Source organism: Rhodobacter sp. 24-YEA-8 (assembly GCF_900105075.1).
Classification (GTDB): Bacteria; Pseudomonadota; Alphaproteobacteria; order Rhodobacterales; family Rhodobacteraceae; genus Pseudogemmobacter.
This window is the reverse complement of sequence record NZ_FNSK01000001.1, coordinates 2884695-2896945: the sequence shown is the minus strand read 5'-3', so window position 1 is coordinate 2896945 and position 12251 is coordinate 2884695. Positions and strand designations below refer to the sequence as shown.

The following is a 12251-nucleotide window of genomic DNA, read 5'->3' as shown; positions in this document are numbered from 1 at the left end:
GTGGCGCGCGCGACTTGACCGGGCGTCATGCGCCTGTCACTCTCGATATTGTGAAGGTGCCGGGCGACCGGCATGGGAACAGGGCGGGGGATTCCCCGACCCGACCGCCCCCGCGACTGTGCGCAGCGAGCCGACCCCGTTAACCACTGTGGAGCAATCCATGGGAAGGAGGGCAGAGGCTGTGACCTGCAAGTCAGGAGACCGACCTTCGCACTGATGGAACCGCCGTCGGGGATGACGGCAAGGAGTAACTCATATGTCCACCATTGCCCGCTCAGGCGCGAAGGCTGATGTCAAACTGGCGAATATCCTCGTCGTGGCGCTTTTGGGTGCTGCGCTGATCTTCGTCGCTGGCCTCGCCCAGTCGGAAACCCTGCATGACGCCGCCCATGATGTGCGTCACGCGGTCGGATTCCCCTGCCACTGATATGTTGCAAAGACTGCTGACCAGCGCGTTGATCGCTGGCGCTGCAGCGGGGCTGATTGCCGCCCTGTTGCAGCTTGTTTTCGTGCAGCCCGTGCTGCTTCATGCCGAGCTTTATGAGGGCGGCGAGCGCACTCATTTCGCGGCGGCCTCAGACCATCATCACGGTGAAGAACCGGCGTCGGAAACCACAGAGCCGCAGACAGAGCCTCAGGCCGCGCCTGCGGCAGAAGCGGGCCATGATCATGGGTCCGAAGCCGCGCATGACCATGGCGAGGCGGCAGAGATCCCCGGTATCGGTTTTGACGCAGCCCGTGACGGGTTGTCGATCCTGTTCTCGATTATGGTCTATGCCGGCTACGGGCTGCTGCTGGTCGCGGCGATGGCCCTGTCTGAGAATAATGGCAACCGGGTCACCGCACGCCAGGGCCTTCTCTGGGGGATCGCGGGCTTTGTCGCGGTGCAGATGGCGCCGGCTTTCGGCCTCTCGCCCGAGCTTCCGGGCATGGCCGCGGCCGATGTCAACGCCCGCGCGATCTGGTGGGTGGCGACAGTGATTGCGACCGCCATCGGTCTCTGGCTCATCGCCTTCGGTCGGAACTGGGTGGTCTGGGCGGCGGCGATCCTGCTGATCCTCGCGCCCCATATCGTCGGCGCGCCGCATCCGCATGAGTTCACCGGCCCGACGCCGCCCGAACTGGCTGCGCAATTCGCCGGCCGCGCCATCGGGGTCGGTCTTGCGGTCTGGACGCTGCTCGGCCTTTTCGCAGCCGCGCTCTGGAGCCGTGGCCGCGAGGCATAAACCAGCTTCCCGGCGGCTTATGCCGCCGGGGATGTCCGGTCCAGAATATAGATATCCATGAGCCAGCCGTGCTCGGTCCGCGCCGCTTCGCGCCGGGCGAGGATACGCGGCCCCGCCTCGGCCAGGGGGCCGGCTTCGGTGATCTCATTCGCCATGCCGACAAAGGCGCCCCACCAGATCGAGATGCCTTCGGGCGCCAGATCCTGAAAGGCACAGCCGCCATCCAGCATCACCACCAGCCGGTTGACGCCTTCGGGCCAGCCTTCTTCGCGCAGCCGCCGCCCTGTCGTCACCAGAAACGGCGCGCCAAGCCCGTTGAGCGGAATGCGATGCGCAGCGGCCAGCACCTGCGGTGACATGATCCCCGGCACCACCGAGACCGAGACTTCGCGCAGCCTGCCCAGCCGTGCGGCAATCCGCAGGGTACTGTCGTAAAGCGCGGGATCGCCCCAGACCATCAGCGCCACCCGCTTTACGCCAGGATGCGCGTCAATCGCCGCCGCCCATGCGCCGGCAATCGCATCATGCCAGTCATTCACCCGCGCAAGGTAAGAGGGATTGGCCGGATCCCGCACCGGCATGGCAAAGCCCGCGACGATCACCCCGGGCCGCGTCACGAGATCCTCGCAGATCTGGCGGCGCAGATCGGCAAGATCGGCTTTGTCTTCACCCTTCTCGGGGATCAGGATCAGATCAGCCGCATTCAGCGCCTTCACGGCCTGCAAGGTGAGATGGTCCGGATTGCCGGTACCAATGCCGATCAGAACCAGTTCCATCGCTGCCCCCTGCTGCTTTCACGGCCCAGAAATCAGGTTGTGGACCGGAAGAAAACCCATCGCGCATATCATGCGACGGACAGCAAAGCCGCTGCTCCGTTTCTCCTAGTCAAAATACGCCAGCCAGAAACCCGCCCTCAGCCCTTCAGCTCTGCCGTCACCCGGACGGGACCCACCGTCCCGCGCAGTTTCGCGCGGTAGATCACCACGCCTTCGACCACCCGCATCACATAGGTTCTGGTCTCGCCGATCGGGATCATCTCGACCCAGTCGACCACATCCACCTCGGGCAGGCGCGGGTCGCCAAGCTCGCCGATCCAGCGGCGCGGCCGCCCGGGCCCGGCATTATAGCCCGAGGCGATCAGCGCAATCGAAGGTCCGAATTCCTCAACCATCTTCGCCAGATAGGCCGAACCCACCTGGGTGTTGAACCCCGGGTCATAAAGCCTCGAGAGCGAATATTCCAGGCCCAGCCCCTTGGCCATCCGCGCGGCGGTCTCGGGCAGAACCTGCATCAGCCCGCGCGCATCGGCGCCTGAACGCGCCATCGGCTCGAATTCGCTTTCGCGCCGCGCAATGGCGAGGGCCAGCGCGCGGCTGACATGCAGCCCGTCCGGCACGAGGTCCGGCACCGGGTAATAGGTGCGGGGCAGGATCGCGCCCCGCTCTGCCGCCTGTTTCGCCAGCACCAGCGCGATATGCGGCTGGCCCATCTCCAGCGCCATCTCGGCAAGCTGGGCGATGCCCCTTGCGTCCTGCCCTTCGGCAAGATGCAGGAGAAACCGCTTGCCCTCGACCCGGTTTCCGGCCGAGAGCATAAGCCGCCCCATCGCCAGAACCGAAGACCCGGCAAAAGACGATTGGCGCCAGCCCGATGCCGGAGCATCGTTCAAAAGCTGAGGATCCAGCGACAGCCCGAGTTTTTCCGCCGATAAAAGCCCGTAATAGGCGGTCTGATGCTGTGCTGCGCGCTGGAAATGCGCCTTTGCGCTTTCGGCCCGCCCGGCGGCCTCATCGGCGCGGCCCTGCCAGTAATCGGCACGCGAGACCGAGATCGCGGTGGAAACTCCGGCCCGCAGATGCGCGAAATGTTTCAGCGCGGTCTCGGGGTCATTGAGCTTTCTCAGCGCGATAAAGCCCGCCAGAAATTCCAGATCGGCGTAAGCGCCGCCCGCTGTCATCCCATGCCGTGCCGCCACCCGGTAAGCATCCTGCGCACGCCCCTGGCGCATCAGCCAGCGCGCGAGCAGCGCGCGCCGCGGCGCCCATTCCTCGGGGCGGCCAAGATTTTCCGGTGCGACCGACAGGATCAGCTCTGCCGATTCCGCATAGAGATCCCGCTTCATCCGCCACAAGAACCGCTCATAGCTGAGGCCAGGGTCGGATTTCAGCGCGTCGGGCACCGCCGCAACCAGCCCGTCGACCCCTGGCTGACCGGCGCGCAAGGCAAGCCGCGCCTCGGCGAGTTTGCGCTTTGCCTCCGGCACCCGTGGCAGCATCCGGAGTGCCTCGGCACGCCGCCCCTCCCAGAGCAGGTTTTCCAGCCGCAGATCATTCACCATCGCCACGGCATCGGGCATCAGGACCTGCAGTTCGGCCTCCTGGTCGGCGGTGAGCGAAAGCTCTGCCCAGGCCCGCATCGCTTCGGTTTCGGCCAGGCCGATCTGGCCAAGCGCCTTATACGCGCGCACAAGGGCCACGGCGCCGGTGCCGCTGCGGGGTGGCGCGGCGCGGAAATACCCGGCCACCCGCGATGGCGTCTCGGATCTGGCCACCGCCTCCTCGCCCTTTTGCCGCAGGAGGGCAAGACCCGGCCAGTCGCCGCGCCGCGCTAGGAAGGCCTCGTAATCGCCCAGCCGGCCATCGCCGTCGCGCAGCTGGCTCCAGATGACAAAGTCCCGCACCAGGCCGTCCTGAGAGGCCGCGAGAGCCCCGGGCCAGTCTTTCTTGCGCACCAATTCAAGCGCGCTGCGCATCTCCTGCACCTGATCGGCGCGCGCCGCTGTCGGAAGGAACAAAGGCGGGATGATCAGGGCCGGAGAGAGCAGAGCCGGGAGAACCAGGGTCAGGATGCGGAGGCGGCGGATGAGAAAGGTCATGGGGCGGAGTCTGCCAAAGAGGCCGGATCGCCACAAGGCACGTTCCTGTCAGCAGCGGCCCGGCACCAGGGGCGCATGTCGGAAACCACCTGCCAGAAAGGGCGCCGTCCCGGCCCCGGATCTGTCGCAGAGCCTGTCCTGCCGGCGCCCTCATGCAGTGCTTGGCAAGGCGCAATTGCAAGGGTAAGGAAAGTCCGTTGCAGCCAGGGGCGAAAAGGGCCCCCAGATGAGGAGACGCGTGCCATGATCCAGGGGTCGATTCCCGCTTTGGTTACGCCGTTCAAGGACGGCGCCGTGGATATGGACATGCTCAAGAAACTTGTCGACTGGCAGATCGCCGAGGGCTCGACCGGGCTGGTTCCCGTCGGCACCACTGGCGAAAGCCCGACGCTGAGCCATGAAGAGCACGAGGCCGTGGTCGAGGCCGTGGTGACATTCGCGGCCGGCCGGGTGCCGGTGATCGCGGGCGCGGGCTCGAACAGCACGGTCGAGGGCATCCGGCTGATCCGCCATGCCGAGCGCGTCGGTGCCGATGCCGCTCTGGTCGTGACACCTTATTACAACAAGCCGAACCAGGCCGGTCTGATCGCGCATTACAAGGCCCTGCATGAGGCCAGCACTCTGCCGATCATCATCTATAATATTCCGGGTCGTTCGGTGATCGACATGTCGCCCGCGACGATGGGCGAGCTGGCTAAGCTGCCGCGAATCGTCGGCGTGAAAGACGCGACCGGCAATATCGGCAAGGTCAGCCAGCAGCGCGAGACCTGCGGCGCAGATTTCATCCAGCTGTCCGGCAATGACGATACCGCGCTGGCCTTCAACGCCCATGGCGGCTGCGGCGCGATTTCGGTCACGGCCAATGTGGCGCCGAAGCTCTGTGCCGAATTCCAGGCGGCCACGCTGCGCGGTGACTTCCGCACGGCGCTTGACTACCAGGACCGGCTTTTCCCGCTGCATGAGGCGCTGTTCATCGAGCCGGGTCTTGTCGGCGCGAAATATGCACTCTCTCTGCTGGGGCGGTGCAGCGAAGAGGTCCGGTTGCCGCTGGTCGGGCTGAGCGATGATACGAAAGCAAAGATCCGCGCGGCCATGACCCATGCCGGCCTTCTCAACTAGCGCCCGGTTCCTGCACAGGAACCGGCCCGGAGTTTTCAAAAAACTCCGGGGGCGCGCGGGATGACCGAGGGCATCACGCCAAACCTGCGGGGCGCGGCCCTGATGACGCTGGCCATGGCGGGCTTTGCGGTCGAGGATCTCTTTATCCGCAAGGCCTCTGCCCATGTGCCGGTCGGCCAGGTCATGGCGGTCATGGGCTTTGGCGGCGCCATGGTCTTCGCGCTCATGGCACGCGCCGCGCGTGAATCCGTCTTTCCGCGGGTTTTTCTGTCTTCCGCAATGCTGGTGCGGTCAGGATTCGAGATCGCGGGGCGGCTTTTCTACAGTCTCGCCATTGCACTGACCTCCATGCCCACCACGGTCGCCATTCTTCAGGCGACGCCGCTGGTGGTGCTCGCCGGCGCGGCGCTAATCTTTGGTGAAAAGGTTGGCTGGCGGCGCTGGTCGGCGGTTGCGGTCGGATTTCTTGGTGTGATGATCGTGCTCAGGCCCGGGCTGGACGGCTTCTCGGCGATGTCGCTCCTCGCAGTGGCGGGCATGGCGGGCTTTGCCGGGCGCGATCTCGCCACCCGCGCCGCGCCGAAAACCATGTCGAACCGGCAGCTCGGGATCCTTGGTTTTTCGATGCTCGGAATCGCCGGGCTGATCGTCCTGTCTTACACCGGCGGCGCCCATTGGCCCGACCGGACCGGAGCCGGCCTGATCTTTGGCGCCACGTTTTTCGGACTTCTGGGATATAACGCGCTGACCGCCGCCATGCGCACGGGCGAGGTCTCGGCCGTAACGCCCTTCCGCTATACCCGCCTCGTCTTTGCGATGCTTCTTGCGGTGATCTTCCTTGCCGAGCGGCCCGACCATCTGACCCTGCTTGGCAGTGCCATTATTGTTGCGAGCGGGCTATATACCCTGATCCGCGCACGCAAAGGCGCCACAGCGGTATGAAAAGCGCGCGCCGGAGAGGGGTGCGCTTCTTTACTCAGGGCCCGCCATCCCCTATCTCTGCCCGATCATGCAGAAGAAACACGATCCCAATTCCAAACTCATCGCTGACAACCGCAGGGCGCGGTTCGAATATCATATCGAAAGCGACCTCGAGGCCGGGATCGTCCTCCAGGGCTCCGAGGTCAAAAGCCTGCGGATCGGCGGGTCGAACATCGCCGACAGCTATGCCTCGGTCGAGGGCGGCGAGCTCTGGCTGATCAATGGCTATATTGCGCCTTACAAACAGTCCAATGCCTGGGACAGCCATGACGAGCGCCGCCGCCGCAAGCTGCTGGTGTCAAAGAAAGAACTGTCACGGCTCTGGAATGCGACCAGGCGCGAGGGGATGACCATCGTGCCCTTGCGGATGTATTTCAACGAGCGTGGCATGGTGAAGATCGCGCTCGGTGTGGCCAAGGGCAAGAACAATGCCGACAAGCGCGATACCAGTGCCAAACGCGACTGGGACCGCCAGAAGGCGCGGATCATGAAACAGGGTTATCAAAACTGATCCTGCAGAGCGGCTGATCTTGTTGCCGGCTGCCGCTTGCACACAACATTTGCCAGAATGGGAAGGATCAGGCACTCTTCCCCCTGCCCGGAGAGCAAGTTTACGCCATGGTCCGGGTGTGAGGCCGGAACACACCGGCCCTTTGTGGGGATAGTCATCATGGATATGTCACTTATCATCCAGCTCGTGGCCGGCCTTATCGGCGGCAACGCGGCCGGATCTGCGTTGAAAAACCTCAACATGGGTCCGATCCTGAATTCTGTGATCGGTCTTCTGGGCGGCGTCGGCGGCGGGCAGATCCTGTCCCTGCTGGGCCTTGGCGGTGCAGGCGAGGCCGCGGCAGCCGCGACGTCTTCCGGGCTCGACATCTCGTCGATCATCCAGAGCGTGGTCGGCGGTGGCGCCGGCGGCGGTATCCTCGTGGCCATTGTCGGCGCAATCAAAAAAGCACTGGTGAAGTAAGCCGGAATTGCCGGGCGGCGCTGACAGAGCGCCTGATCTTGCGAAGCTTCCTGTCTCAGATCATCCCGCCCGAAGCAGCTTCGGGCGGGATTTCCGATTTCAGCGCAAATCCGGTGGCAAATTTCGGGGCAAAGATCGCCCGCTCTGCCCGGCACAGGGCAGTGCGGGGTTGCACGCACATACAGGCGGGCTATAGGAAACTGACCGCTTTTGGTCCGCCTGTTGATCCGCTCCCTTTGACCTGAGGCCGCCATGTCGCTGACCCCCGCCCCGAAGGATGACCCACATACCCTCGTCTCGACAGACTGGCTTGCCAGCCATCTGAAAGACCCGGATCTGCGGTTGCTTGATGCAAGCTGGTTCCTGCCCCCGTCTGAGCGCGATGCGCGCGCGGAATATGAGGCGGCCCATATCCCGGGCGCACGGTTCTTCGACCTTGAGGAAATTTCGGATCACCGCTCGAACCTGCCGCATATGGTGCCACCGGTCGAGAAATTCATGTCCCGGATGCGGGCAATGGGTGTCGGCGACGGGCATCAGGTGGTGATCTACGATTCGACCGGTATCTTTTCGGCGCCGCGGATCTGGTGGACCTTCCGCCTGATGGGCAAAAACGATGTCGCCGTGCTGGATGGCGGCCTGCCGAAATGGCAGGCGGAAGGGCGCGAGACCGAGGATCTGCCTCCGGTGATCCGCGATCGTCATATGACCACGCAGCGTCAGAACCACCTGGTGAAAGACGTGACCCAGGTCGCCCATGCCGCGAAACTGAAACAGGCCGTGGTGGTTGATGCCCGTGCGCCCGCGCGCTTTGCCGGCGAGGCGCCGGAGCCGCGCCCCGGTCTGCGCGCAGGTCACATTCCCGGGTCGCGCAATCTGCCCTGGGGTAATCTGCTGAACCAGGATGGCACCATGAAAGACCCCGCCGTGCTGCGGATGATCTTTCAGGAGGCGGGGATAGACCTGGCGCAGCCGGTGATCACCAGTTGCGGCTCGGGCGTGTCGGCGGCGATCCTGGCGCTCGCGCTGGAGCGGATCGGGCATCGCAACTGGTCGCTCTATGACGGCTCCTGGGCCGAATGGGGCATGTATGAGGATTTGCCGGTCGAGACGGGCCCAGCTGCATAAGGCAAGGCCGCCGGAACGGGCGCAATGGGGCCAGGGACTGGCCCGCTGATGTGAGGAAGACATGCTTGAGGCTTTGACCCAGCAGCCGCAGGACAAGATCCTGCAACTGATCGCGATGTTTCGTGAGGACAAGCGGGACGGCAAGATTGATCTTGGCGTGGGCGTTTACAAGGACGCGACCGGGCTCACCCCGGTGATGCGCGCGGTCAAGGCCGCCGAAAAGAAGATCTGGGAAGCCGAGACCACCAAGACCTACACCGCGCTTGCCGGTGAACCCGCCTATAATGCCGCGATCACCGCGCTGATCCTTGGCGATGGGTTTGGTGAACGTGCTGCCTCGATCTCGACCCCCGGCGGCACCGGCGCGCTGCGCCAGGCCTTCGAGCTGGTAAAGCTTGCGCGGCCCGGGGCGAAGGTCTGGCTTTCGGCCCCCACCTGGCCGAACCATCCGTCTATGGTGAAATTCCTTGGCCTGCCGATGGCGGAATACCGCTATTTCGACGTGAAGACCTCGGGGCTGGATTTCGCCGGTCTGATCGAAGATCTGAGCCAGGTTGCCGAGGGCGATGTCGTGCTGCTGCATGGCTGCTGCCACAACCCGACCGGGGCGAACCTGTCGCCTGCGCAGTGGGATGAGGTGATCACGGTTCTGAAAGCGCGCAAGGCGCTGCCGCTGGTCGATCTGGCCTATCAGGGCTTTGGCGACGGGCTGGATGCGGATGCCGAAGCCACCCGCAAAGTGGCAGCGGCCTTTGATGAAGTGCTGGTCGCGGCCTCGTGCTCGAAGAATTTCGGCATCTATCGCGAGCGGACCGGCGTACTGATCGCGCTGACCCAGGCGGATCGCAAGGCAGTGGTGCAGGGCAATCTGAACTTCCTCAACCGGCAGAATTTCAGCTTCCCGCCGGATCACGGCGCCCGGATCGTGACCACGATCCTGGAAGATGCCGCCCTGACCGCCGACTGGAAAGCCGAGCTGGAAGAGGTGCGTCTGAACATGCTGGGTCTGCGTGAGCAGCTGGCATCCGAGCTGCGCAAGGCCACCAATTCCGACCGGTTCGACTTTGTCGCGGATCATCGGGGCATGTTCTCGCGGCTCGGGCTGTCCGAAGCACAGGTGGTGAAGCTGCGCGAAGACTTCGGCGTCTATATGGTCGGGGATTCGCGGATCAATATCGCCGGGCTGAACAAGGGGACCGTTCCGGTGCTGGCAAAGGCGATTGCCTCGGTTCTCTGAGCGGTTTTACGGATGTGGAAAGGGCGGGACATTGTCCCGCCCTTTTGCATTTGTCCGGGGGCCGCGGTGGGGGTTTCACCCCCTTCACCCCCCGTGGAGTATTTCCGGCAAGAGGAAGACCGGGGCTCAGTTCAATCCCATGGCGTCGCGAACCGCGCGGTCGATATCGTCCTGGTTTTGCGAGGCGGGGGCGCCCTGCTGGTTCGAGCCGCCCTGATAGACCGGCGCGTTGGAGCCGTCGAAATAGGGCACTTCCTCGGGCAGGACCGGGCGGTCGACCCCGCCGATATCCGGGGAGGGGCCGAAGGATCCGCCAGCTTCGACCGTGTTCGGGGGGATCTCTTTCGGCAGCGGCATCGGGGGGACGCCTTCGTTGATCCGGATCATGACCTCGCGCCAGACATCTGCGGGCAGGCCGCCGCCGGTCACGCCGGTCAGCGGGCGGTTGTCATCATAGCCGAGCCATACGCCAACCACGTAATCCGAGGTAAAGCCCACGAACCAGGCATCGCGCGCCGAATTGGTGGTTCCGGTTTTGCCGGCGGCCTCGCGGCCGGGGAGGCGGGCGCGGGCGCCGGTTCCGGAATTGATCACCTCGGTCATCATATAGATCAGCGCATGGGCGGCCGTTTCCGAGATCACCCTTTCGCCGATACCGCCGCCGCTGCCAAAGAGTTCGTCATTTTCGCCCCGGAGCTTCAGCGCGCGCAGACCGTAAGGCGTCACCGAAGAGCCACCGTTCAGGATGCCGGCATAGGCGCCGGTCATCTCGATCAGCGTCGATTCCGAGGCGCCGAGCGCCAGCGCCGGGCCATCGGCCATTTTGGAGGCAACGCCGAATTCGGTCGCGACCTTTTTCACGAGGTCACGCCCGACCATTTCCGAGATTTTGACCGCCGGGATATTGCGGCTTTCCTTCAGCGCCTGGACCAGTGTGATCATCCCCTTGAATTTATTGTCGTAATTCTTGGGGCTATAGGGGCCGGAGCCGGGCACATTGATCGTATAGGGGCTGTCATCGACATAATCGAGCGGGCTGTAGCCCAGATCGAGCGCCACCGCATAGACGAAGGGCTTGAACGCCGACCCGGTCTGCCGCAGCGCCTGGGTCGCGCGGTTGAAATCACCCGCACGCGGGATCGAGCGCCCGCCAACCATCGCGCGCACCGCACCGTCCGAACTCATCACCACAATTGCGGCCTGGGCGGTCGAGCCGTCTTTGACTTTCGTATCAAAGACATGTTTCAGCGCCTCTTCGGATTTCCGCTGCAGATCCTGATCCAGTGTCGTCTCGATCACCACATCTTCGGTCGTGTCGCGGGCGAGGTAATCCGGCGTGGTCTCCATCACCCAATCGGCGAAATAGCCGCCCGAGCGCTGCCGCGCGGCCTCGGTCGGGGTGGCGGGATGGGCGCGAGCCTCATCGGCTTCGGCTTTGGTCAGGTAGCCCTGTTCCTGCATCAGCCCGATCACCACATTGGCGCGGTTTTGCGAGCGTTCGAGGTTGGAAGTGGGCGCCAGCGCCGATGGGGCCTGCAGAAGACCCGCAAGCATCGCGGCCTCGGCCGGGGTCACGGTGGCGGCGGATTTGCCGAAATAGCGCTGTGCGGCGGCTTCGAACCCGCGCGCGCCGGCACCCAGATAGGCGCGGTTCATATAGATGCCGAGAATGTCCTTCTTGGAGTATTTCAGCTCCATCGCGATGGCATAGGGCACTTCCTTGACCTTGCGCTTGATACCGCCGCCCCGGCAATCCGCCTCATATTCGGCTTCGGATTTCCATTCCGCCGGGTTGAATGGCACGCCCAGACACAAAAGCTTGGCCACCTGCTGCGTGATGGTCGAGCCGCCATTGCCCTGGAACGCGCTGCGTCCCTCGGCAAGGTTGATCCGGATCGCGCTGGCGATACCGCGGGGCGAGACGCCCAGGTGCCAGTAAAAGCGCTTGTCCTCGGTGGCAACGATGGCATTGAGGAGATGCGGCGAGACCGTATCGGCGGTGATCTGGCCGCCATAGGTCTCACCCCGCCAGGCAAATGTCCTGCCGTCGCGGTCGAGCATGGTGACCGAGCCGCGCGCCCGCCCGTCCAGCAGCGCCTCAAGTGGCGGCAGCTGGCTGTAGAAATACGCGACCACTGCGCCGACGACCAATGCGCCGACGGCGGTGACACGCCAAAGCACGCCCCAGATCATCCGCCAGAAGAACAGGATGGTCCCGAGAATGAAGCCATGTTTGCGCCGGGCGCGGGCCGCTTTGCGGGGTTGTTTCGGTGCCTGTTTGCGCGGGGCCGGTTTTTGCGGCGGTCTGCCGCCACCTCCGCCTCCGCCGCTGCCACCACGCCCCGGGCCTCCGCCCTGGCCTCTGCCGGAATTGCCACCGGAGCCGCCCGCAGAAGCACGGGGAGGATATCGTCTGTCTGCCACCAGAGGGCTTTTGCCCCCGCCACTCGTCGCCATATGCCTGCTGCCCGCCTCGAAGCGTGTTCTTTCAGAATCCGGCAGAGAATAGCGGGTTCGCCCGGCTTTGCGAAGGGCAGGAGGAAACGATTCGAATCTATCCGCTGATGAAAAAATAATCACATGCCCCGATTAGTGCAAAAATTTTGCGACTGCACCGCGATGCACCGGTTCAGAACACGCCGTTTTCTTGTGCTGCATCTGCAAAATCCCGCCTTCTTTCGCTCAGAGGCCCGCTCGCCCCGGGCTCGCTCT

General features: G+C 64.3%; 11 protein-coding genes and 1 riboswitch. Of the genes, 8 read left to right on the top strand and 3 right to left on the bottom strand.

Annotated elements, in window-relative coordinates:
* The first annotated feature begins 37 nt into the window (after positions 1-37).
* Positions 38-225: riboswitch (cobalamin riboswitch) on the top strand.
* Between the two features lie 31 nt (positions 226-256).
* Positions 257-427: a CbtB domain-containing protein gene (locus BLW25_RS14065; protein ID WP_092900049.1), complete on the top strand. Its 171-nt coding sequence runs from the start codon at positions 257-259 to the stop codon at positions 425-427.
* 1 nt (position 428) lies between these two features.
* The gene (locus tag BLW25_RS14060; RefSeq protein ID WP_092900047.1) at positions 429-1226 is read left to right on the top strand and encodes a CbtA family protein; all 798 of its coding nucleotides are present in this window, start codon (positions 429-431) and stop codon (positions 1224-1226) included.
* A 17-nt stretch (positions 1227-1243) separates the two neighbouring features.
* Here BLW25_RS14060 and cobF read toward each other — a convergent pair whose 3' ends face one another.
* Complete coding sequence (gene cobF / locus BLW25_RS14055; RefSeq protein ID WP_092900046.1) at positions 1244-2002, bottom strand: precorrin-6A synthase (deacetylating); 759 nt, start codon at positions 2000-2002, stop codon at positions 1244-1246.
* Between the two features lie 137 nt (positions 2003-2139).
* Entirely contained in the window at positions 2140-4101 is a 1962-nt protein-coding gene (locus BLW25_RS14050) for a lytic transglycosylase domain-containing protein (RefSeq protein WP_092900044.1), read from the bottom strand.
* A gap of 243 nt (positions 4102-4344) precedes the next feature.
* On the opposite strand from BLW25_RS14050, the gene dapA reads away from it, so the two are divergent.
* From dapA to BLW25_RS14020, 6 genes are all read left to right on the top strand, one after another.
* Positions 4345-5220 (top strand): 4-hydroxy-tetrahydrodipicolinate synthase, encoded by an 876-nt coding sequence (gene dapA, locus BLW25_RS14045; protein ID WP_092900042.1) that lies wholly within the window; start codon positions 4345-4347, stop codon positions 5218-5220.
* A gap of 60 nt (positions 5221-5280) precedes the next feature.
* Complete coding sequence (locus tag BLW25_RS14040) at positions 5281-6162, top strand: DMT family transporter (RefSeq protein WP_216279366.1); 882 nt, start codon at positions 5281-5283, stop codon at positions 6160-6162.
* Positions 6163-6229: 67 nt separating this feature from the next.
* Positions 6230-6712 carry an SsrA-binding protein SmpB gene (gene smpB, locus BLW25_RS14035; RefSeq protein WP_092900040.1) on the top strand — a complete coding sequence of 161 codons (483 nt, stop codon included), beginning with the start codon at positions 6230-6232 and terminating at the stop codon, positions 6710-6712.
* A 159-nt stretch (positions 6713-6871) separates the two neighbouring features.
* On the top strand, positions 6872-7174 hold the full coding sequence (locus tag BLW25_RS14030) for a hypothetical protein (RefSeq protein ID WP_092900038.1): 303 nt from the start codon (positions 6872-6874) through the stop codon (positions 7172-7174).
* A 252-nt stretch (positions 7175-7426) separates the two neighbouring features.
* Positions 7427-8302, top strand: coding sequence for a 3-mercaptopyruvate sulfurtransferase (gene sseA, locus BLW25_RS14025; RefSeq protein WP_092900036.1), 876 nt, complete (start codon positions 7427-7429; stop codon positions 8300-8302).
* Between the two features lie 61 nt (positions 8303-8363).
* Positions 8364-9539: an amino acid aminotransferase gene (locus BLW25_RS14020; protein WP_092900034.1), complete on the top strand. Its 1176-nt coding sequence runs from the start codon at positions 8364-8366 to the stop codon at positions 9537-9539.
* Between the two features lie 126 nt (positions 9540-9665).
* Here the strand turns inward: BLW25_RS14020 and BLW25_RS14015 are convergent, their stop codons facing one another.
* A complete protein-coding gene (locus BLW25_RS14015) occupies positions 9666-11996 on the bottom strand; it encodes a transglycosylase domain-containing protein (RefSeq protein ID WP_092900032.1) in 2331 nt (776 codons plus the stop codon).
* Between the last annotated feature and the right edge of the window lie 255 nt (positions 11997-12251).